Genomic DNA, 21,088 nt, shown 5'->3' with positions numbered 1-21,088 from the left:
GCGCCCCTGCCCGCGGTCAGTCCAGCAGCGACCAGGCGGCGGTGCAGCGGACCGTCACGGTGATCCGCTGCGCGTCCAGGTTCAGCCGCCCCATCTCCGGTGCCGCGCCGGGCGCGCCGCCGCCGTACGCGGCCATGGTGCGCGCGTTGTCGGCCGCCCACACCTCGGCGTCGCCGTCGGTGAGCCGGTGCAGCGGGCCCAGCCGCGCGCCGAGGGCCTCGACGTACCCCTCGGCGCGGCGGCGCGCGTCCGCCACCGCCCCGCGCTGCGCCTCGCGGACCGCGTCCGAGTCGTCCTTGAGCTGCCAGTTCGGCCCGCTCAACCAGCTCGGCTCGGCCGCGACCAGCGCGGCCAGCAGCTCGTCGAGGCGGTCGACGTCGTCGACGCGCACCACGTAGTTCTGCGCGGCCCGGCTGCCGGACCGGCGCCTGCCGTCCCAGTTGTCGTGCACGGTGAGCTGCCGCGAGCGGACCTCGACGCCCGGCGCCCGCAGCGCGGCCTCCACGTCGGCGACCCGCGTGCCCAGCGCGTCCACCGCCTCGTTGCGCGTCGAGCCCGTCGTCTCGAACCCCACCTGCACCTCTGCGCGGTCGGCGGTCCGCTCGGCCCTGCCGACGCCCCTGGTCACCACTTCGGCCACGCCGCCACGCTACCGCCGACGCGGCCCCACACCGCTGGACGGCGTCCGGGGCGCGGGCCGTGGTCGCCCGGTTCCTGTTGGGAAGGAGGGGTGACCTGCGGTTCCGTGGTCGCCGCGGCCGCATCGGGTGGTCTGGCGCGCACGCCGGGGAGTTGCTCAGCCCTCATCCGGTCGACCGGGTGTCGCTCAAGCGAATCGTCGGGGCGAGTCCGGTTATGACCGACGATTCGTCGGCGTGTGCGGTACCTCACCGGAAATTCGGGTGCGCCGAGGGCGTGGAGGGTGCATACTTGAAGCACACCACCGAGAGATCTCTGAGAGGGATGACCCCCTGATGAACTTCACTGCGAAGCTCCGCGCTCGTCGTGTCGAGGCTCGCAACCGCAAGGCCGTCGCCCGCGCGATCGACATGGCGCCCACGCCCGCGATGCGCCACGAGCTGATGGCCATCGCCCAGGCCCAGGTCTCCAGCCTCCGCTGAGCACTCTTCCGCCGGTGCGCGGAGCGGCCACCCGATCGACACCGGGTGCACGCCCCGTCGTCCCGCCCGCCGGCGCAGGGGAAGACGAAGCCCTGCCGCACCTCCCGCGCGGCAGGGCTTTGTCGCTTAAAAATGTGATCTGTGTCACACTCATTAGAGGGTGTAACGGACACCGAGCGTGTCTCGATGTTCCTGGTGACCCCGCGGTGCTGTCGGACCCCCGACCTGGCAGCACCGCGGGGTTTCCCGTGTCCGGCTACTTGGCCGTGGCCGAGCCGTTCCAGGTGTCGTCCGTTCTGCGGGCGCGCCTGATCATCACTTCATCCCCCTGTGTTTCCGCTTGTCCCCCATGGACAAGACCATCGTGCCACCGGGGTACGACAGTTTCCCGCGAGTTTGCTGAGAGCATGACCCGGTGACGTCCCCGCTCCTGGTCGTCGACGCGGCCAACGTCGTGGGTTCGGTCCCCGACGGCTGGTGGCACGACCGCGCCGCCGCCACCACCCGATTGAGGGACAGCCTTTCGGGTGTAGCTGAACGCGGACTCCCCACCCTGCCCGGCCCGCTGGAGGTCATCCTCGTGGTCGAGGGCAGGGCGCGCGGCGTGACGTCGACCCCGGAGGTCCGCGTCGTCGCCGCCCCGGGCTCGGGGGACGACGAGATCGTCGAGGTGGTCCGCGCCGAGTCCCCCGGCCGCCGCTGCGCCGTGGTCACCGCGGACCGCGCCCTGCGCCACCGCGTGGAGGCCCTGGGCGCCGAGGTGCTGGGGCCGCGAACGGTCCGGTGAGCAGGCGCCGAGGTCCACCGGGGGCTGAAGTGAGCCGAGTCGGTCCGCGCCCGCCGAGCAGCGACGCCGACCGCTCCCGCCCGCGGCGCGTCCGACCCGCCCGCCGCCGTCGAGCGCCCGGACACCGACGGGAGGTCCACGTGCCGGAACCCGGAACAGGTCGCCCGTCCCACGGTGTCGACTCCCGGCGTGACGACCGCTCAACGCCGCCGCGCCCGTGTCCGCGCCCCCGAACTCGTCGGGCGCGACTGGCTCAACACCGGCGGGCAGGGGATCAGGCTCGCCGACCTGCGCGGCAAGATCGTCCTGCTCGACTTCTGCGCCCACGTGGCCGGCTGCGAAGCTGTGTTCACGCGGTGGGAGCAAGGCGACACCTCCGACCTCACCTCGCTGCTGAACCACCCGGGAAGACCTCTCCGCGCGTACCTGAAGACCTCCTACCTTCGCGTCGAAGACCGCCGGCAGAAGCTGTTGGGCGCATGAAGCGCCGCCCACATGGTGGACGGTGGAACAGCGGAACGTGGACGTCGTGTTGACTCCGGTCGTGACGACCGCTCAACGCCGCCGCGCCCGTGTCCGCGCCCCCGAACTCGTCGGGCGCGACTGGCTCAACACCGGCGGGCAGGGGATCAGGCTCGCCGACCTGCGCGGCAAGATCGTCCTGCTCGACTTCTGGACCTTCTGCTGCATCAACTGCCTCCACGTCCTGGACGAGCTGCGCCCCCTGGAGGCCGAGTTCGCCGACGTCCTGGTCACCATCGGCGTGCACTCGCCCAAGTTCGCCCACGAGGCCGAGCGCGCCGCCGTCGCCGCGGCCGTCGAGCGGTACGAGGTCGAGCACCCCGTGCTCAACGACCCCGACCTGACCACCTGGCAGAACTACGCGGTCAAGGCGTGGCCCACCCTGGTCCTGGTCGACCCCGAGGGCTACGTCGTCCACGTCGCCGCGGGCGAGGGCCACCTCGACGCGCTGCGCCAGGTCGTCTCCGAGGTCGTCGCCGAGCACGAGGCCAAGGGCACCCTGCACCGCGGCGACGGCCCGTACGTGGCACCGCCGCCCGCCGCGACCGAGCTGCGGTTCCCGGCCAAGGCCGTGCTGACCCCCGCCGGCACGCTGCTGGTCAGCGACTCCGCCCACCACGGCCTGGTCGAGCTGGCCGCCGACGGCGAGACCGTGCTGCGCCGCATCGGCACCGGCGAGCGCGGCCGCCGCGACGGGCTGGAGCCGACCTTCTCCGAGCCCGCCGGCATCGCGCTGCTCCCGGCCGACGTCGCCGCCCGCGTCGGCTACCACGCGGTCGTCGCCGACACGGTCAACCACCTGCTGCGCGGCCTGAACCTCGACACCGGCGAGGTCACCACGGTCGCCGGCACGGGCGAGCAGTGGCGCGACGGCGCGACCGACGGCCCGGCCGACGAGGTCCTGCTGACCAGCCCGTGGGACGTGGCCTGGTGGGAGCCCGCCGGCGGCGTCGCCGTGGCGCTGGCCGGGAATCACACGCTCGGGTTGTTCAAGCCGCTGGAGAACCGCTTCGAGCGCCTGGCGGGCACCACCGTCGAGGGCCTGCACGACGGTCCCGCGGCGGAGGCGTTCTTCGCGCAGACCTCGGGCCTGGCCGCCGACGGCGACCGGCTCTGGCTGGTCGACTCGGAGACCTCGGCGCTGCGCAGGCTGGACGCCGACCGCACCGTGCACACCGTCGTGGGCAAGGGCCTGTTCGCCTTCGGCCACCGCGACGGCGCCGCCGACCAGGCGCTGCTCCAGCACCCGCTGGGCGTGACCGCCCTGCCGGACGGCTCGGTCGTCGTCTCCGACACCTACAACGGCGCCATCCGCCGCTACGACCCCGCCACCGGCGAGGTGTCCACCCTGGCCACGGACGTCGCCGAGCCCTCCGACGCGGTCCTGGTCGACGGCGAGCTGGTCGTGGTGGCCTCCGCCGCCCACCGCCTGGAGCGCCCGGTCGCCCCCGGCGCCCGCCTGGTCAGCGGCGACGCGCACGAGGTCCGCCGCCCGCCGTCGGTGCTGGGTGCCGGCGGGGTCGAGCTGGCCGTGGTGTTCACCCCGCCCACCGGCCAGAAGCTGGACGACCGGTACGGCCCGTCCACCCGGCTGGAGGTCACCAGCTCCCCGCCGGAGCTGCTGGCCGAGGGCGCGGGCGTCGGCACCGACCTGGTGCGCGCGCTGCGCTTCGCCGAGGGCTTCACCGAGGGCGTGCTGCACGTCGTCGCGCAGGCCGCGAGCTGCACCGACGACCCCGCGGTCGAGCACCCGGTGTGCAAGCTCGCCCGGCAGGACTGGGGCGTGCCGATCCGGCTCGAAAAGGACGGATCGGACCGCCTACCCCTGATGATGGGTGGTCTCGACGAGGGCATCTAGACTCTGCGGGTGGCCGATGTCAAGCTCGAGATCCAGATGCTGCACGACCGCGTGATGGTGCGGATCTCGCCGGAGGACGGCGAACGCCGCAGCAGCGGCGGCATCGTGATCCCGGCGACCGCCCAGATGGCCAAGCGCCTGGCCTGGGGCGACGTGCTGGGGGTCGGGACGAACGTGCGGCACGTCAAGGTCGGCGACCGGGTGCTGTTCAACCCGGAGGACCAGTTCGAGGTCGAGGTGCAGGGGCAGACCCTCCTGGTGATGCGGGAGCGCGACGTCCACGCCACCGCCACCGAGCGGACCGAGCACGGGACCGGGCTTTACCTGTGAACCCCCCCGACCGTGATCACCACGTGACGGCGGTCGGGTATTCAGTCCCAGGACCTTGCGGAGAGGCAAGAGGGGGAGCGGTGCCGGAGAACCAGCGACCGGAGTACGACGCTGAGCGGACCAGGGCGATGGAGCCGGTCCGCCCGTCGGGCACCGCTTCGGAGCGCACGACGCACGTGGCGTCGGCGCAGTCCGCGCAGCCGGGGCAGTCGGTGCAGTCCGCACAGCCGGTGCAGTCGGTGCAGGAGGCCGCCTGGCCCCAGGACGAGCCGGACGCGGAGTCCGACGCCTCGGCGACCGTGCGCAACGTGACGCCGCCGGCGAACGGGGCGCGTGACACCGCCTCCGAGGCCACGCAGACGATGCGGCCCGTCGGCGGTGCCGGGGACGTGACGCGTGCCCTGTCCGGTGAGCAGACCCGCGTGGTCCCGGCGGACGCGACCCGGGCGATCCCGGCGGACGCGACCCGGGCCATCCCGGCCGACGCCACCCGGGCCATTCCGGCGGACGCCACCCGGGCCATCCCCACCGAGACCGTGCCCGCGGCGAGCGGTCCCGCGCCGACCCCGCCCGGCGGGTGGCCCCGGCCCGCGCCGACCCCGCCCGGCGGCTTCGCCCGGCAGCCCGCCGGTTCCGAGGCGACCACGGTGTTCAGCACCCCGGTGTCGGCGCCGGAGCCCGAGGCCACCGTCCTGGGCCCGGTGATGGTCGACGAGGCCGCCGAGGCGGACGAGGCCGACGCCAAGCGCAAGCGCCGCCGCAAGATCGGCCTGGTCGCCGCCTCCGTGCTCGGCCTGCTGGTCGTCCTCTACGGCCTGGACGTCTTCCTCTCCGGCGGCAACGTGCCGCGCGGCGTGACGGTCGCGGGCGTCGACGTCGGCGGCCTGAGCCACGCCGAGGCCGAGGAGAAGCTGCGCACCGAGATCGAGCCCCGCCTGGCCGCGCCGGTCAAGACGCGCGCCGGCGACGTCGAGGCCGAGCTGGACCCGAAGGCCGCCGGCCTGGAGCTGGACTGGGCCGCGACCCTGGACCGCGCCGGCAGCCAGCCGCTGTCGCCGATCACGCGCGTCACCTCGTTCTTCACCTCCCAGGAGGTCGGCATCGCCACCCGCGCCGACGAGGCGAAGCTGGCCGCCGCGGTCGAGGGCCTGCGCGGCACGACCGACCGCGAACCGGCCGAGGGCTCCATCCGCTTCGAGGGCGCCACGCCGGTGGCCGTCGAGCCGAAGCAGGGCCAGAAGCTCGACGCGCCGGGCGCCACGGACGCGCTGCTCGCCGACTGGGCGGACGGCGGCACGGTCGAGCTGCCGGTGGCCACCACGCCGGTCAAGACGACCAAGGAGGGCGTGGAGCGGACCCTGAACGAGGTCGCCAAGCCCGCCACGTCCGCGCCGGTGATCATCAAGGGCGAGGGCAAGGACGCCACGCTCACGCCCGAGCAGCTGGCCACCGTGCTGGTGTTCGAGCCCGCCGAGGACGGCGGGCTGACCGCCAAGGTCGACAACAACAAGGTGATCGAGCACGCCGGTCCGCAGCTGAAGGAGACCGAGAAGGAGGGCAAGGACGCCCAGATCGTGTTCGAGGGCGGCCGGCCCGTGGTCAAGGAGTCGGTGGACGGCCTCGGCGTCGACTGGGAGAAGTCCCTGCCCCCGCTGCTGGACGTGCTCAAGCGCGACAACGACCGCACGCTCAAGGCCGAGTACAAGCACACGCCCGCGAAGGTGACCACCGAGCAGGCGAACAAGATGGGCATCAAGGAGGTCATCGGCGAGTTCCAGACCGGTGGCTTCGCGGCCGACTCGGGCCGGAACATCCAGGTGGTGGCCGAGAAGGTCAACGGCGCGATCGTGAAGCCGGGCGAGACCTTCAGCCTCAACGGCTACACCGGGCCGCGCGGCACGGCGCAGGGCTACGTCGAGGCGGGCATCATCGAGAACGGCGTCCCCGGCCGCGCGGTCGGCGGCGGCATCTCGCAGTTCGCCACCACGCTCTACAACGCCTCCTACTACGCGGGCATGAAGGACGCGGGGCACAAGGAGCACAGCTACTGGATCTCGCGGTACCCGGCCGGGCGCGAGGCCACGGTGTTCATGGACTCGGCGGGCAACAGCCTGATCGACATCAAGTTCACCAACCCCGACGAGACCGGCGTGGCGATCCAGACGATCTGGACGCCGTCGTCGATCAAGATCGTGCTGTGGGGGACCAAGAACTACGACGTGACCGGGTCGACCAGCGAGCGGTTCAACTTCACCGAGCCGCAGGAGCGCAAGGTGACGACCAAGCCGTGCTCGCCCAGCAACGGCGCTCAGGGGTTCTCGGTGACCGACACGCGGACCATCACCGACCGCCGCACCGGCCAGAGCCGCAGCGAGTCCCGCACGGTTCGGTACGACCCCTCGCACAAGATCATCTGCGAGGGTTGACGGTCGGGTTCGGGTCGGGTTCGGGTTCGGGTTCGGGTTCGGGTTCGGGTTCGGGTCGAGCCCGGGTTGGGCCCGGGTGGGTCGGCTTCGGTGGCGGTTCGGGGTAGCGGTTCGCGGTAGCCACGATTGGGTATCACCCGGTCGTGGCTACCAACGTGCGTGAGGTGCGAAGACATCCCGCCGTGCAGTTCCTCGGGCGTGCCGGGATGGTGTGCTACGGGGTCGTCCACGTCATCTTGGCGGCGTTGACGGCGCAGGTCGTGCTGGGTGACAGCGGTGAGCGGACCGACCAGAAGGGTGCGGTGGCCGAGGTCGCCAAGAGCTCGTTCGGGCCGGTGCTGCTGTGGGTGCTGGCGATCGGCCTGTTCGCGTTCGCGCTGTGGCAGGTGACCATGGCGATCTCCGGTTACACGTGGGACACCGAGAAGCGGAAGCGGATCTACCACCGGGTGGGGTCGGTGGGGCGGGCGATCACGGCGGTGGCCATCGGGGTGGCGGCGGTCAACTACGCCACCGGCTCGTCGCAGAGCAGCTCGACCCAGCAGTCGCAGGAGTGGACCGCGCGGTTGCTGTCCGTGCCGTTCGGGCAGGTCCTGGTGGGTGTGGTGGCGCTGGTGATCATCGGGTTGGGTGCGGTGGTCGTGCGCAAGGGCGTGAAGCGGTCTTTCGAGAAGGACCTGGACATGTCGCGGTTGCCCGCGGGCAGCCGGAAGTGGGTCGAGCGCCTGGGGCGCATCGGCTGGATCGGCAAGGGGTTGGCCTACGCGCTGATCGGGGTCCTGGTCGGCCTGGCCGCCATCAACGCGGATCCGTCGCAGTCGGGTGGCCTGGACAAAGCGTTGCACACGCTGGCCGCGCAACCCTACGGCGTGTTCGTGCTGGCCCTCATCGCTTTGGGCTTCCTGGGCTTCGGCGTCTACTGCTTCGCCGCCGCCAAGGCCCACAAGGGCTGACCCGCTCTTCGTTCTTGCTTACCCGGCGGGTTGCGTAGGGCCTCGATTTGACATGGGGCCCTTACGAGCACCGGAGGCAGGCCGCAGCCGGCAGGCACGGCGGGGAAAAGCGTCCCGCCGAGCCTGCCGGCTCCGACCAGCCTATGGCACTCGAACCCATGTCAAATCGGGGCCCGCCGGCCCCACCGACCCCAGCGTCCTCCCGACGTGTCATGCGTTGGGCACTGGCGTGTCATGCGCTCAGGTCGGGCGTGTCATGCGTTCAAATCGCGCGAGTCGAACCTTCAGGTCCGTCGTGTCGAACGTTCCGGGCCCCCGAGTTCTACGTTCAGCACCGGCGTGTCCTCCACTCGGACACCGCGTGTCCTCCAGTCCGACACGGCGTGTCATGCGTTCGGGACCGGTGTGTCATGCGTTCAAGGCGCGCGAGTCGAACGTTCAGGCCCGTCGTGTCGAACGTTCGCGATCCCCGAGTTCTGCATTCGGCGCCGGCTGCGTGGGCCTGCCGGCTGCTCGGTTGCCGGGGGCGTCTGGCTGGACTGCCGACCGCGTCGGCGCCGGCCGTGGGGTTACCGTGCCGGTGGGCGGAGTTTGGGCAGTGCTCGACCGACTGCGGGTGGTGTGCCCGAATGCAAAAGCAGGGGTCCCCGCCAAGGGGACCCCTGCTTTTATTCTGCCCTGAGGGTCTGACAATTCCGGCTCAGAAGGAGGCTTCGTCCACGTCCATCAGCGAGTTGTCGGTGGCCTCGGCGATCTTGCGGCGGGCGGTCAGCTCCGGCAGCACGCTCTTGGCGAAGAACGACGCCACCGCGACCTTGCCCTCGTAGAAAGCCTTGTCCTTGGCCGACGGGGTGCCGGCCAGCTTGGCCAGCGCCACCTCGGCCTGGCGCAGCAGCAGCCAGCCCACGAGCACGTCGCCGGCGGTCATGAGCAGGCGGACGGTGTTCTGGCCGACCTTGTAGAGGTTGCGCACGTCCTCCTGCGAGGTGGTCAGGAAGCCGACCATCGCGCCGAGCATGCCCTGCAGGTCCTCCAGGGCCTGCTTGAGCAGGGCGCGCTCCTCCTTGAGGCGGCCGTTGCCGCCCTCGTTGTCCAGGAACTTCTGGATCTCGCCGTTGAGGAAGCCGAGGGCCTGGCCCTTGTCGCGGATGATCTTGCGGAAGAAGAAGTCCAGCGACTGGATGGCGGTGGTGCCCTCGTACAGCGAGTCGATCTTGGAGTCCCGGATGTACTGCTCGATCGGGTACTCCTGCAGGAAGCCGGAGCCGCCGAGGGTCTGGAGCGACTGGGCCAGCTGCTCGTAGGCCCGCTCGGAGCCGACGCCCTTGACGATCGGCAGCAGGAGGTCGTTGACCTTCTCCGCGAGTTCCTTCTCCGGGCCGCCCAGGGCGATCCTGTCCTGGAACGTCGCGGTGTACAGGTACACCGCGCGCAGGCCCTCGGCGTATGCCTTCTGCAGCATCAGGCTGCGGCGCACGTCCGGGTGGTGGGTGATGGTGACGCGCGGCGCGGTCTTGTCGGTCATGCGGGTCAGGTCGGCGCTCTGCACGCGCTCCTTGGCGTAGGCCAGGGCGTTGAGGTAGCCGGTGGACAGGGTGCCGATGGCCTTGGTGCCGACCATCATGCGGGCGTACTCGATGACCTGGAACATCTGCGCGATGCCGTCGTGCACCTCGCCCAGCAGCCAGCCCTTGGCCGGGACGCCGTGCTGGCCGAAGGTCAGCTCGCAGGTGGTGGAGACCTTCAGGCCCATCTTGTGCTCGACGTTGGTGACGAAGGCGCCGTTGCGCTCGCCGGTCGGCTCGCCGGTCTCGGGGTCGAAGTGCCACTTCGGGACCAGGAACAGCGACAGGCCCTTGGTGCCCGGCCGCGGCTCGATGCCGGGGCCCTCGGGGCGGGCCAGCACCAGGTGCATGATGTTCTCGGTCATGTCCTGGTCGGCGGAGGTGATGAACCTCTTCACGCCGTCGAGGTGCCAGGAGCCGTCCTCCTGGAGCACGGCCTTGGTGCGGCCCGCGCCCACGTCGGAACCGGCGTCCGGCTCGGTGAGCACCATGGTGGCGCCCCAGCCGCGCTCGATCATCAGCTCGGCCCAGCGCTTCTGCTGCTCGGTGCCGTTGCGGTGCACCACGGAGGCGAAGTTCGGGCCGGCCAGGTACATGAAGATGGCGGGGTTCGAGCCGAGGATCAGCTCGGCCGCGGCCCACTGCACCGACGGCGGGACGCCGAAGCCGCCCAGCTCGTTGGGCAGCGACAGGCGGTACCACTCGCCGTCCCAGACCGCCTTGTAGGACTTCTTGAACGAGTCCGGCAGCGTGGCCGAGTGGGTCTTCGGGTCGAAGACGGGCGGGTTGCGGTCGGCGTCGGCGAAGGACTCCGCCAGCGGGCCGACCGCCAGGTTGTTGAGCTCGGCAAGCACGCCGCGCGCGGTGTCCTCGTCGGACTGCTCGAACGGCCCCGTGCCGAGGTGGTCCTGCACGTTGAAGACCTCGAACAGGTTGAACTCGAGGTCCCGGACGTTGCTCTTGTAGTGACCCATCTCGTCGCTCACTCCATGCTGGTCGGGGCGGTCCCCTACTGACCGGTAACAACAGGGTATTACCTGTCAGTAACCTCGGCAAGGCCGATGCGCGCGTTGTGGTGAACGAGACGGGTCCTCAGCCCAGCGCCTGCGGCCCGCCGGTGAGCAGCCCGGCCTGGTAGGCCAGCGAGACGGCGTGCGTGCGGTCCCGGGCCCGCAGCTTGCGCAGGATGTTCTTCACGTGCGTGCGCACCGTCTCCACCGACACGTACAGCTCGCTGGCCACCGCCTGGTTCTCCAGCCCGTTGGCGATCAGCCGCAGCACCTCGTACTCGCGCCGCGACAGCGAGCGCCGCGAACCGGCCTCCGCGGCGGGCGTGAACCCGGCCGCCAGCGGCGCCAGGGTCGGGTCCAGGTACACCCGGTCCGCGTACGACCGCACGATCGCCTGCACCACCTCGCCGGACTCCCCCGCCCGCGGCACGAGCCCGCGCACGCCCGCGGCCAGCGCCGTGCGCACGTACTTCGCCGTCCGGTGCGGCTCGCGCACCAGCGAGACCACGACCAGCGCGGGGTCGCCGCCGGTCAGCAGGGTGGCCAGTTGGCCCTGCGGGTCCAGCACCGAGTCGATCAGCAGCACGTCCGGCCGCAGGTGCTCGTGCAGCCGGGGCGCCGCGTTCGGGTTCCCGGTCGAACCCAGCCACCGCAGCCCCGCCGTCCGCCGCACCACCGCCGCCAGCCCCTCCCGGACCAGTGGCACCGGGTCGACGAGTGCCACGCCGGGCACCTGGACGTGTCGATCCCCGCCGAGCGTCGGGGGGCGCGGGTTGGCACCGGTTCGCATGACGTTGCGACCCCGCTGCCGACCGGCCATGACGTGGGTTTCCGAAAAAACTTCCCGGGCGGTTGGGGGACCGGTTCTCGGCGGTCACATATATGAACAAGAATCACAAGTGTGACTCAATGGCCGCCTGTGACCTTCCGCACGGCGCAACACGTCCGTAAGACCTACGTCACACACCCATGTGGGACGCCGCGCACCGCCGCCCGTAGTTCCGCGCAGCCCCCCTGGGCCGAGCACTAGTGGAGGCCGCATGGACACCCTCGACTGGGTCGTCGTCGGTGGGTACTTCTTCGTGATGGTGGCGATCGGCTACTGGTCGCGGGGCCGGGTCAGGAACATCGCCGACTTCTTCACCGCGGGCGGCCGGATGCCGTGGTGGCTGTCCGGAATCTCGCACCACATGTCCGGCTACAGCGCCGTCATGTTCGTCGCGTTCGCCGCCGAGGCGTACCGGTTGGGCCTGACCGTCTACATCTGGTGGGCGCTGACCATCGGCGTGGGCGTCGGGATCGGCGCGTTCCTGTGGGCGGGCGCGTGGAACCGGCTGCGCTCGCGGCACGGCGTGAAGTCGCCGCTGGAGTACCTGGCGCGCCGCTACAACGTGCCGACGCAGCAGATCATGGCCTGGTCGGGCGCCGCGCTGAAGGTCGTGGACATCGCCGCCAAGTGGGTCGCGGTGGCGCTGCTGCTCCAGGGCTTCGCGGGCGTGCCGGTGTGGATCGGCATCGCGCTCACCGGTGTGGTGACCATGGTCTACTCGGTGCTCGGCGGCCTGTGGGCCGACGCGCTGACCGACTTCGGCCAGTTCGTCATCCAGGGCCTCGCGGGCATCGTCATGTTCATCGCGGTCGCCGCGCACTTCGGCGGCATCGACTTCATGTGGACGATCTGGGACCAGCTGCCCGAGTCGCACTCCGACCCGCTGTCCGGCCAGTACACGCTGATCTTCTTCATGGCGCTGTTCCTGATCAAGACGCTGGAGTACAACGGCGGCATGTGGAACCTGGCGCAGCGCTACATGGCCGCGCCGTCGGGTGCCGCGGCCAAGCGGTCCGCGCTGCTGTCCAGCGCGCTGTGGCTGCTCTGGCCGCTGGTGCTGTTCTTCCCGATGTGGGCCGCGCCGCTGATCGTGCCGGGCATGGAGGGCAACGCCGAGCAGGCGTACGTCGAGATGGGCAAGGCCATGCTGCCCGCCGGCATGGTGGGCCTGGTGCTGGCGGGATTCTTCTCGCACACCATGGCGATGGTGTCGTCGGACGCCAACGTGATCTCCGCGGTGATCACCCGGGACATGCTGCCCAGGCTGTGGAAGGGCGTGAACCGGCTCGGCGAGGCCGCGCAGCTGCGGCTGGCGCGGATCACCACGTTCGCGTTCATCGGGCTGAGCATGACGATCGCGCTGACCGCCGACACCAAGGGCTTCGTGCTCAAGGTGGTGATCGCCCTGGTGGCGGCCACGATGGGCCCGATCGCGATCCCGCTGATGCTGGGCCTGCTGCCGTGGTTCCGCCGGGTCGGCCCCACCGCCGCGATCAGCTCGACCGTCGGCGGCCTGCTCACCTGGGCGGTGCTCTACGTGCTGCAGCAGAACAAGGTCGCGTTCGTCACCCAGGCGGTGATCGTGTCCTGGCCGCTGCTGGTGTCGCTGGTGCTGTACCTGGTGATCGGCCTGCTGCTCAAGCCGGAGCCGTCGGCGGACCGGTCGGCGCTGGTGGACTCGCTGCGTTCCGACGAGGAGGAGGAGCGGGTGCCGGCGCGCGCCTGAAGCTCTCGCGCGGGCGCGGCGACCGGCGCCGCGTCCGCGCGATCGGGCGGACCGGCTGCGGGCCGGGTGCTGGACGTGGGCGGCGCTGCCCGGGGTGTCCGCGGTGGCCGGCGCGGTGATCGGGCAGTCCCTGGCCACCGGCGAGCACCCGCCGACGCGCCGTGGTTCACCACGGCCTACTTCCACCGGCCCGACGAGGTCGCCGGGGAGGCGGCCGAGGCGGGGTTCGAGGCGGTGGGGACGTTCGCGCTGGACAGCACCGCGTGGATGCTGCCCAACGCCGACCTGGAGGCGATCTACGCCGATCTCGCGCACTTCGAGTACCTGATGTGGGCGTTGCGCGAGGTGGAGCGGGAGGAGTCCGCCCCGGGTGCTTCGGCTCACTTGCCGGCGCTGGGGCGCAGGCCGGCGGAGTAGTGTGTGTACTAATGATTAGTGCACAAAGTGTTGAGGACCCGCTCGACCTGGAGCGCCAGGTCTGCTTCGCACTGGCCGTCGCCGCCCGGGACGTCATCGCGCTCTACCGGCCGCTGCTGGAGCCCATGGGGCTCACCCACCCGCAGTACCTGGTGATGCTCGCGCTGTGGGGCGGCACGCCGCTGTCGGTCAAGGAGTTGAGCCGCAAGCTCGCCCTGGACCCCGCGACCCTGTCGCCGCTGCTCAAGCGACTGGAGGCGAGCGGGTACGTGACGCGGTCGCGCGCCGCCTCCGACGAGCGGCAACTGGCCGTGGCACTGACCGACGAGGGGCGGGCGCTGCGCGAGCGGGCGCTGGCCATCCCGCCCGCGATCGTGGAGAGGCTGGGCATGTCACTGGAAGAGCTCCAAGGGCTGCACGCGGTGCTGACCCGCGTCATCGCGGCGGCGGGGCGCTCGTGAAGCCCCCGTTCGCGTTGCGCGCCTGGTACCTGCTCGGTGGCCGGCTGCCGCAGCGGTACCGCGAGTGGGTGTTCCACCAGGCGACCAGGCCGACGTGGCTGCTGTGGTTCGGCGTGCGGATGTTCCTGCAGGTCCTGCCGCTGACGGTGGTGATCGCGCTGGCGCTCGTGCTCGGTCTGGGCGCGCCCCTGCCGCTGGCGCTGGCGTGCGGCTCGCTGGGGCTGGTGGTCGGCGTGTACTTCGGCCTGTCGTACGCGATCGAGAGCACCGACCACCGGATGACCAAGTACGGGTACCGGCGCGGGGCGGCGGCCGCGGTGCGGGACGAGCGGAAGAAGAAGGACCAGGAGCGTTACGAGCGGGTCTGGCGCAATCCGGGTGCTTAACCGGTTGAGCCAGCCTGGCCGGCGGCCGTGCGCGCCCTTCCCGCCGGCGGGACGCCCGAGGTGCGGCCGCACCCGGTGGACAAGTGGGTGACGTGGCTGGACTGGGTGCCGGGGCCGTGTGGCTGGTGACCGCCACCAGCCCGGTGCTGCTGGACTGGGACGGAGTACGCGGAGCGGGAGCTGACGCGCGCGGCCGTGCACTTCAGCGGGCTGGGCGCGGACCGCGGGGTGTTCGAGCGGGTCGTCTTACGAAGCGGTGTCCGGCAGGCGCGGTGCTAGGTGGTGGGCGCGACCGTCTTGCGGCAGGCGGTGACCACGACGTCGTCGTCCTCGGTCAGGTGGCAGATCACGTGGTCGCCCTCCCGCACCTCGGTGTCGAACTCCTTCTTGTCGAGGTACGACTGGTGCCAGTTGTCCGCCCTCAGGTCGGCCGGGCGGCCTTTGACCACGTTGATGTGGTAGCGGGTGTCCTCCACGCCGACGACCACGAACGTCGGGTCGGCTTCGATGGTGCCGCAGGTGCTGTTCAGGCAGACGAGCAGGGTCAGGCCGGCGGCGATCAGGCCCGCGAAGCCGGCCAGGACGAGGAAGACGGTCAGGGCCGCCTTGGCGATCTTGTTCATTCGGTCCCCCGGTGTGGTGTCGTGCTGGGGACGTCCGATGCGGGAGGTGGTTGCCCGGCGTCGGGCACCGACGACACTCGAACACGACGAAGGCCCGGGTCGCCGGACCCGGGCCTTCGTCTCGATGAGCGGGTGACGGGAATCGAACCCGCCTCTACAGCTTGGGAAGCTGTCGTTCTACCAATGAACTACACCCGCCTGCCGTGCAGCACCGATCATACACAGACCCGTCCACCGCCGGGCAACGCCCGCCCACCCCGCGTACCCGCCCACCGCCCCACCCCGCATAGGCTGGGCCCGTGTTGTTGAGCGACCGCGATCTGCGCAAGGAAGTCGACTCCGGCCGCCTGGTCCTGGAGCCCTTCGACGACGCCCTGGTGCAGCCGTCCAGCATCGACGTCCGCCTGGACCGCTTCTTCCGCGTGTTCAACAACACCCGGTACACCCACATCGACCCCGCCGTGCAGCAGGACGACCTCACCACGCTCGTGGAGACCGTCGACGACGAGCCGTTCGTGCTGCACCCCGGCGAGTTCGTGCTCGGCTCCACCTTCGAGCTGGTCACCCTGCCCGACGACCTGGCCGGCCGGTTGGAGGGCAAGTCCTCGCTCGGCCGCCTGGGGCTGCTCACCCACTCCACCGCGGGCTTCATCGACCCCGGCTTCTCCGGCCACATCACGCTGGAGCTGTCCAACGTGGCCAACCTGCCGATCACCCTGCACCCGGGCATGAAGATCGGCCAGCTGTGCCTGTTCCGGCTCAGCAGCTCCGCCGAGTTCCCCTACGGCTCCCGGCAGGCCGGTTCCCGCTACCAGGGCCAGCGCGGGCCCACGCCGTCGCGCGCCCACCTGAACTTCCACCGCACCGACACCAAGCGCTAGAGCCGCAGGTCGCCGTACCTGGCCAGCACCCTGGCCCGCAGCTCCGGGTCGGTGCGCGGCACCGGTTCCAGGAACACCTCGTCCAGTTCGGGGTGGGCCTCGCGCAGCGCCGCGTCGATCCGCACGCACGCCCGCTCCAGCTCGGCCGCGCCCAGCGAGTCGTCGAAGTCGAGCCGCGCGCACAGCAGGACCCGGTCCGTGCCCACCGCCATGGTCAGCAGGTCGACCACCTGCTCCACCTCGGGCACGTCGCGCAGCTCCGCCCACACCGCGCGCACCAGCTGCGGGTCGGCCTGCCGCCCGATCAGCAGCCCCCGGTTGGTCGACGCGAGCGTGTACGCGGCGACCGCGAGCAGGGCGCCGATGAGGATGGACGCGACCCCGTCCCACACCGACGACCCGGTCAGGTGGTGCAGCCCGAGGCCGCCGAACGCCAGCAGCAGCCCGACCAGCGCGGCGGAGTCCTCCATGAACACCGTCTTGACCGTCGGGTCGTCCGACACGCGCAGGAACTCCGGCACGGACCGGTCCTCCTCGCGGGCGCCGCGCCGCACCTGCCGCACGGCCTGCGTCCACGACACCGACTCCAGCGCGAACGCGATCGCCAGCACGACGTAGCCCACCACCGGGCTCGCCTGCTCCTCCGGTTCGCCCAGCACGGTCCGGAAGCCCTCGTAGAACGCGAACACCGCACCCGACACGAAGATCGACACGGCGGCGAGCAGCGACCAGAAGTACCGCTCCTTGCCGTACCCGAACGGGTGCCTGCGGTCGGCGGGCCGCTCGGACCGGCGCAGCGCGGTGAGCAGCAGGGCCTCGGTGAACGTGTCGGCGACCGAGTGCGCGGCCTCCGACATCATCGCCGCCGACCCGGTGATCACGCCCGCGATCGCCTTCATGATCGCGATGGCCAGGTTCACCGCGAGGGCGAGCAGCACGGTCAGCGTGCTCTCCCCGCCACCGCTCTTCGCAGATCCCTGAGGCATGACGACGACGTTAGGCCGGTCCGCCGCGATCCGCGCGTCGCGAGGTGTGACCGGGATCTCGAAACGTTCCGTGCCCGCGTTGCGACGACGAGGTGGACATCCAGACACTTTTGGGGGACACGGCGTGGGGAAGTTGATCAGGGCGGCCGCGGTGGCAGCCGTCGTCGCGGTGCTCGCGCCGGGCGGCGTGGCCGGTGCGCGGGAGAGCGGCACGATCACCATCGAGGGCCTGGTCTACTTCGACCGCAACACCAACGGCCTGCCGGACCCCGGTGAGCGGCCGCTGGCCAACGCCCGCGGGGTGCGGGTGTTCAACGGCGCCACGAAGGAGTTCATCGGCGAGTACGGCACCGACGCCGACGGCCGGTACCGGGTCGAGCTGCCGGACACGCCGCTGGCGATCTACAACCACAACACCGACCTCTACCAGGCCACCTCCCAGTCGTCGTTCCACACCAAGGGCGGCGGCGGCACGTTCGACTTCGGCATCCGGGGCGCCTGGCTGCCCGTCAACTGCTGGCTCGACGACGGCGACGGCGCCTTCAACGGGGAGCCGGCGCCGCCCGGCGGGTGCCCGCTGCGGATCACCGGCGGCCCCGGCGTCGACCGGCCGGTCGACGCGCCCACCGAGCACGGCGACCTGTTCTTCCAGGACGTGCCGGCGGGCGAGTACGAGGTGACCGCCGCGCCGCTGTTCAAGGACGGCCTGGCCCTGGTCGGCGGCACGAACCCGAACCTCGTCGACTGGACCACCTACGCGAAGAAGATCAGCGTCGTGCCCGGGGAGGCCGAGCCGTGGGTCGAGGCGGGCTACGCCCCGGCCACCGGCGACATCGCCGTGGGGGTGCGCGTCGAACCCGCGCGGGAGCGGTACGAGATCGGCGACGAGATCGAGATCGTCGTCCCCGTCACCAACAGGGGCACGGCGCCCGAGCGCGCCACGTTCGTGATCGGCGAGCCCCACGACAAGGTGGAGCGGCTGTCGATCAGCGACAACGCCACCACCGACGCCCCCGGCAGCAACGTGTACCTGCTCAAGGACCGCCTGCTGCCCGGCGCGACGACCGAGGTGCGCGTCAAGGTGCGCATCAAGGCCCGGTTCACCGACGTCAACGTCAGCGCCCGCGCCGTGAACGAGCTGCGGGACGCCGACTTCTCCAACAACGTCGTGGGCGTCCGGGTGCGGGTCGGCGACGACGAGCCCTCCACGACGCCGACGACCGGGTCGACCACGAGCAGCGCGCCGTCTTCGTCCTCATCGGTGCCGCCCACCACCACGACCACCACCGCGGCGGCCGCGGCGTCGGCCGGCAGCGGCCTGGCGGGCACGGGCGCGGCGCCGCTGGGCCTGGCCGCGCTGGGCCTGGTCCTGCTCGGCGGCGGCGCGTTCACCCTGCTGGTGGCGCGCAGGCGCCGCCGCGCCTGACCCGTTCGGGCGAGCGCCACCGCTAGTCTGCGACCGCATGGGCATTCTCGTGCACGTGCTGCTGACGGCGGTGGCGCTCTGGGTCGCCACGCTCGTCCCGGGCATCGACCTGGACCAGGGGGCGTCCACGCCCGCCAAGATCGGCACGCTGATCGGTGTCGCGCTGCTGTTCGGCCTGGTCAACGCGGTGGTCAAGCCGCTGGTGAAGTTCTTCGGCTGCCTGTTCTACGTCGTCACGCTGGGCCTGATCGGCCTGGTGGTCAACGGGCTGCTGTTCTGGCTGACCGGGTGGCTGGCCGGCGAGCTGGGGCTGCCGTTCCGGGTGGGCGGCTTCTGGGCGGCGTTCTTCGGCGCGATCATCGTGGCGCTGGTCGGCTGGGCGCTGAACCTCGCCTACGACCGGGTGGCCGACCGCGACTGACGCGGCGGAGCCCCCTCGGTCGGCCGAGGGGGCTCCGCGGTGGAGGGGATCAGTTCGCCGAGGACGCCTTGTCCTCGTCCGGCAGCGGGGTGCCGGTGGGCGTGGCGTCGGTCGGCACGTCCTGCGCCTCCCGCTCCCTGCCGCGCCGCACGGCGGTCAGCAGGAGCTGCGCCACGTCCACGACCTCGACGTGCGGGCCCGCCGCGCCCTCGTTCTGCCGCGCGGTCACGCCGTCGGTCAGCATCACGCGGCAGAACGGGCAGCCCGTCGCGATCTTCGACGGCGCGGTGCCCAGCGCCTCGTCCACGCGGTCGACGTTGATGCGCTTGCCGATCCGCTCCTCCATCCACATGCGGGCGCCGCCGGCGCCGCAGCACATGGAGCGGTCCGCGTGGCGGGGCATCTCGCGCAGCTTCGCGCCGGACGCGCCGACCAGCTCGCGCGGCGCCTCGTAGACCTTGTTGTGCCGGCCCAGGTAGCACGGGTCGTGGTAGGTGACGTCCTCGGCGACCTCGGCCACCGGCACGAGCCGCCGCTCCCGCACCAGCCGGTTGAGCAGCTGGGTGTGGTGCACGACCTCGTACTGCCCGCCGACCTGCGGGTACTCGTTGGCCAGGGTGTTGAAGCAGTGCGCGCAGGTCACGACGATCTTGCGCTGGCCGGGGGGGCGCCCGTCGAAGACGGTGTTGAGCACCTCGACGTTCTGCTGCGCCAGCATCTGGAACAGGAACTCGTTGCCCGCGCGCCGCGCCGGGTCGCCGGAGCAGGACTCCTCCGGGCCGAGCACGGTGTACTTCACGCCCGCGGTGTGCAGCAGCTCGGCGACGGCCCGCGTGGTCTTCTTCGCCCGGTCCTCGAACGCGCCGGCGCAGCCGACCCAGAACAGGTACTCGGTGTCACCCAGGTCGCCGTCGAACACGGGCACCTCGAAGTCCAGGCCCTCGGCCCAGGCCAGGCGGTCGCGGGAGTTCTGGCCCCACGGGTTGCCCTTGTTCTCCAGGTTCTTGAACATGCCGCCCAGCTCGGACGGGAAGTTCGACTCGATCAGCACCTGGTAGCGGCGCATGTCGACGATGTGGTCGACGTGCTCGATGTCCACCGGGCACTGCTCGACGCACGCGCCGCAGGTGGTGCAGGACCACAGCACCTCGGGGTCGATGACGCCCAGCTCGTCCGGGCCGCCGACCAGCGGGCGCTCGGACTCGGCCATCGCCAGCACGTCGACGGACTCCAGGCGCTTCTTGTAGTCCTCGTACTTGTCCTCGACCAGGCCGACCTCGTCGCCGGCCATGTCGCGGCGGCCGCCCGCCAGCAGGTAGGGGGCCTTGGCGAACGCGTGGTCGCGCAGCTGGGTGATCACCAGCTTGGGCGAGAGCGGCTTGCCGGTGTTCCACGCCGGGCACTGGGACTGGCAGCGGCCGCACTCGGTGCAGGTGCTGAAGTCCAGCCAGCCCTTCCAGGTGAAGTCCTCGACCCTGCCGACGCCGAAGGTGTCCGTGTCGGGGTCGGCCTCCTCCAGGTCGAGGACCTTGCCGCCGCTCATCATGGGCTTGAGCGCGCCGAGGGCGACGCCGCCGTCGTCCTCGCGCTTGAAGTAGATGTTGAAGAACGCGCTGAACCGGTGCCACGCGATGCCCATGGTCAGGTTCTTGCCGACCACGACCAGCCACACCATCGCCGACAGCAGCTTGACCGCGGCCATCACCGACACCCAGTCGGGGCTGGCGGGCAGGACGTTCGACAGCGGCGCGGTGACGAAGGACGACCACAGCGGCGGGTCCTCCAGGCCGGCGGCCTGCTTGAACGCCTTCACGCCGAGGATGCCGAGGCCCTCGATGACGACGACGGCCTCGACGAAGTAGGCGGACTTGAAGCTGGAGCCCGCGAACCGGGACAGCCGGTCGGCGCGGCGGGGGTGGTTGAGCTGGCGGATGACCGCGAGCGCGACGCCGCCGACGACGGTGCCCAGGCCCAGCAGCTCGACCAGCAGCGCCCACACCGACCAGGTGCCGATCACCGGCCAGTGGAAGCCCGGGTAGAACACCTCGCCGTATGCCTCGAACAGCACGAGGGAGCCGATCAGGAAGCCCCACATGACCATCCAGTGCCACGGGGCGACCTTGCGGAACTTGGCCATCCGGGTGTGCGCGACGAACTCGACGACCAGGGTTTTCAGGCGCGGCCAGAACGGGCCGCTGCGCGTCGGGTCGGGTTGGCCGAGCCGGATGATCCGGATCATCCGCACGACACCGGCGACGAACAGACCCCAGGCGAACACGCTGACGGCGACGCCGATGGCGCCGAGGGTGAGCTGGAGGGCTCCCATTGTGGTGGCGGCCTTTCTCGTCCGTGCTCCTGGC

At 71.3% G+C, this 21,088-nt stretch carries 20 protein-coding genes and 1 tRNA gene; 14 read left to right on the top strand and 7 right to left on the bottom strand.

From position 1 onward, the window contains the following. Positions 1-16 precede the first annotated feature (16 nt). A complete protein-coding gene (locus EKG83_RS46035; protein WP_033428281.1) occupies positions 17-640 on the bottom strand; it encodes an SIMPL domain-containing protein in 624 nt (207 codons plus the stop codon). 334 nt (positions 641-974) lie between these two features. Between EKG83_RS46035 and EKG83_RS47335 the strand changes: the two genes are divergently transcribed. The 7 genes from EKG83_RS47335 to EKG83_RS46005 all read left to right on the top strand — a co-directional run bounded on the left by EKG83_RS47335 (position 975) and on the right by EKG83_RS46005 (position 7,997). Next, positions 975-1,121 (top strand): hypothetical protein, encoded by a 147-nt coding sequence (locus EKG83_RS47335; protein ID WP_170191759.1) that lies wholly within the window; start codon positions 975-977, stop codon positions 1,119-1,121. A gap of 415 nt (positions 1,122-1,536) precedes the next feature. Next, positions 1,537-1,908 carry a PIN domain-containing protein gene (locus tag EKG83_RS46030; protein ID WP_033428283.1) on the top strand — a complete coding sequence of 124 codons (372 nt, stop codon included), beginning with the start codon at positions 1,537-1,539 and terminating at the stop codon, positions 1,906-1,908. A gap of 189 nt (positions 1,909-2,097) precedes the next feature. Further along, positions 2,098-2,391, top strand: coding sequence for a thioredoxin domain-containing protein (locus tag EKG83_RS46025; RefSeq protein ID WP_153278834.1), 294 nt, complete (start codon positions 2,098-2,100; stop codon positions 2,389-2,391). A 61-nt stretch (positions 2,392-2,452) separates the two neighbouring features. Further along, entirely contained in the window at positions 2,453-4,288 is a 1,836-nt protein-coding gene (locus tag EKG83_RS46020; protein ID WP_228122451.1) for an NHL domain-containing thioredoxin family protein, read from the top strand. A gap of 36 nt (positions 4,289-4,324) precedes the next feature. Further along, positions 4,325-4,618 carry a GroES family chaperonin gene (locus EKG83_RS46015; RefSeq protein WP_051764722.1) on the top strand — a complete coding sequence of 98 codons (294 nt, stop codon included), beginning with the start codon at positions 4,325-4,327 and terminating at the stop codon, positions 4,616-4,618. A gap of 704 nt (positions 4,619-5,322) precedes the next feature. Beyond that, a complete protein-coding gene (locus tag EKG83_RS46010; protein WP_407690809.1) occupies positions 5,323-7,044 on the top strand; it encodes a VanW family protein in 1,722 nt (573 codons plus the stop codon). 164 nt (positions 7,045-7,208) lie between these two features. Beyond that, positions 7,209-7,997: a DUF1206 domain-containing protein gene (locus tag EKG83_RS46005; protein WP_228122450.1), complete on the top strand. Its 789-nt coding sequence runs from the start codon at positions 7,209-7,211 to the stop codon at positions 7,995-7,997. A 700-nt stretch (positions 7,998-8,697) separates the two neighbouring features. Here the strand turns inward: EKG83_RS46005 and EKG83_RS46000 are convergent. Both EKG83_RS46000 and EKG83_RS45995 read right to left on the bottom strand, forming a co-directional pair. Then, entirely contained in the window at positions 8,698-10,536 is a 1,839-nt protein-coding gene (locus EKG83_RS46000) for an acyl-CoA dehydrogenase (protein ID WP_033428711.1), read from the bottom strand. A gap of 118 nt (positions 10,537-10,654) precedes the next feature. Continuing rightward, positions 10,655-11,296, bottom strand: coding sequence for a response regulator transcription factor (locus EKG83_RS45995; protein ID WP_228122449.1), 642 nt, complete (start codon positions 11,294-11,296; stop codon positions 10,655-10,657). A 316-nt stretch (positions 11,297-11,612) separates the two neighbouring features. Between EKG83_RS45995 and EKG83_RS45990 the strand changes: the two genes are divergently transcribed. From EKG83_RS45990 to EKG83_RS45975, 4 genes are all read left to right on the top strand, one after another. Then, a complete protein-coding gene (locus EKG83_RS45990) occupies positions 11,613-13,127 on the top strand; it encodes a sodium:solute symporter family protein (protein ID WP_033428287.1) in 1,515 nt (504 codons plus the stop codon). Positions 13,128-13,202: 75 nt separating this feature from the next. After that, entirely contained in the window at positions 13,203-13,544 is a 342-nt protein-coding gene (locus EKG83_RS45985; protein ID WP_153278832.1) for a hypothetical protein, read from the top strand. 11 nt (positions 13,545-13,555) lie between these two features. Then, positions 13,556-14,005, top strand: coding sequence for a MarR family winged helix-turn-helix transcriptional regulator (locus EKG83_RS45980; RefSeq protein ID WP_033428288.1), 450 nt, complete (start codon positions 13,556-13,558; stop codon positions 14,003-14,005). Beyond that, positions 14,002-14,391 carry a DUF5313 family protein gene (locus tag EKG83_RS45975; RefSeq protein ID WP_033428289.1) on the top strand — a complete coding sequence of 130 codons (390 nt, stop codon included), beginning with the start codon at positions 14,002-14,004 and terminating at the stop codon, positions 14,389-14,391. The genes EKG83_RS45980 and EKG83_RS45975 overlap by 4 nt, the downstream gene beginning before the upstream one ends. A gap of 275 nt (positions 14,392-14,666) precedes the next feature. On the opposite strand, the gene EKG83_RS45970 is transcribed toward EKG83_RS45975, so the two are convergent. After that, the gene (locus EKG83_RS45970) at positions 14,667-15,014 is read right to left on the bottom strand and encodes a hypothetical protein (RefSeq protein WP_033428290.1); all 348 of its coding nucleotides are present in this window, start codon (positions 15,012-15,014) and stop codon (positions 14,667-14,669) included. Positions 15,015-15,141: 127 nt separating this feature from the next. Further along, positions 15,142-15,212 (bottom strand) — tRNA-Gly (locus EKG83_RS45965). A 101-nt stretch (positions 15,213-15,313) separates the two neighbouring features. Between EKG83_RS45965 and dcd the strand changes: the two genes are divergently transcribed. After that, positions 15,314-15,895 (top strand): dCTP deaminase, encoded by a 582-nt coding sequence (dcd, locus tag EKG83_RS45960; protein WP_033428291.1) that lies wholly within the window; start codon positions 15,314-15,316, stop codon positions 15,893-15,895. On the opposite strand, the gene EKG83_RS45955 is transcribed toward dcd, so the two are convergent. Continuing rightward, entirely contained in the window at positions 15,892-16,881 is a 990-nt protein-coding gene (locus tag EKG83_RS45955; protein WP_033428292.1) for a cation diffusion facilitator family transporter, read from the bottom strand. The two genes, dcd and EKG83_RS45955, sit on opposite strands and share 4 nt — an antisense overlap. Positions 16,882-17,005: 124 nt before the next feature. Between EKG83_RS45955 and EKG83_RS45950 the strand changes: the two genes are divergently transcribed. Both EKG83_RS45950 and EKG83_RS45945 read left to right on the top strand, forming a co-directional pair. Beyond that, positions 17,006-18,307 (top strand): hypothetical protein, encoded by a 1,302-nt coding sequence (locus EKG83_RS45950; protein WP_033428293.1) that lies wholly within the window; start codon positions 17,006-17,008, stop codon positions 18,305-18,307. A 37-nt stretch (positions 18,308-18,344) separates the two neighbouring features. Beyond that, the gene (locus tag EKG83_RS45945) at positions 18,345-18,728 is read left to right on the top strand and encodes a phage holin family protein (RefSeq protein WP_033428294.1); all 384 of its coding nucleotides are present in this window, start codon (positions 18,345-18,347) and stop codon (positions 18,726-18,728) included. Between the two features lie 49 nt (positions 18,729-18,777). Here the strand turns inward: EKG83_RS45945 and EKG83_RS45940 are convergent, their stop codons facing one another. After that, complete coding sequence (locus EKG83_RS45940; RefSeq protein ID WP_033428295.1) at positions 18,778-21,054, bottom strand: (Fe-S)-binding protein; 2,277 nt, start codon at positions 21,052-21,054, stop codon at positions 18,778-18,780. Positions 21,055-21,088 lie beyond the last annotated feature (34 nt).

The sequence above is a fragment of the Saccharothrix syringae genome (genome assembly GCF_009498035.1).
Lineage (GTDB): Bacteria > Actinomycetota > Actinomycetes > Mycobacteriales > Pseudonocardiaceae > Actinosynnema > Actinosynnema syringae.
The sequence above is the reverse complement of the archived record's forward strand: the minus strand, read 5'-3'. Positions and strand labels throughout refer to the sequence as shown.

Coding starts and splice junctions, on each gene's coding strand:
- EKG83_RS47335 (WP_170191759.1), top strand. CDS start 975: ATGAACTTCACTGCGAAGCTCCGCGCTCGTCGTGTCGAGGCTCGCAAC.
- EKG83_RS46015 (WP_051764722.1), top strand. CDS start 4,325: ATGCTGCACGACCGCGTGATGGTGCGGATCTCGCCGGAGGACGGCGAA.
- EKG83_RS46010 (WP_407690809.1), top strand. CDS start 5,323: ATGGTCGACGAGGCCGCCGAGGCGGACGAGGCCGACGCCAAGCGCAAG.
- EKG83_RS46000 (WP_033428711.1), bottom strand. CDS start 10,536: ATGGGTCACTACAAGAGCAACGTCCGGGACCTCGAGTTCAACCTGTTC.
- EKG83_RS45990 (WP_033428287.1), top strand. CDS start 11,613: ATGGACACCCTCGACTGGGTCGTCGTCGGTGGGTACTTCTTCGTGATG.
- EKG83_RS45980 (WP_033428288.1), top strand. CDS start 13,556: ATGATTAGTGCACAAAGTGTTGAGGACCCGCTCGACCTGGAGCGCCAG.
- EKG83_RS45970 (WP_033428290.1), bottom strand. CDS start 15,014: ATGAACAAGATCGCCAAGGCGGCCCTGACCGTCTTCCTCGTCCTGGCC.
- EKG83_RS45955 (WP_033428292.1), bottom strand. CDS start 16,881: ATGCCTCAGGGATCTGCGAAGAGCGGTGGCGGGGAGAGCACGCTGACC.
- EKG83_RS45945 (WP_033428294.1), top strand. CDS start 18,345: ATGGGCATTCTCGTGCACGTGCTGCTGACGGCGGTGGCGCTCTGGGTC.
- EKG83_RS45940 (WP_033428295.1), bottom strand. CDS start 21,054: ATGGGAGCCCTCCAGCTCACCCTCGGCGCCATCGGCGTCGCCGTCAGC.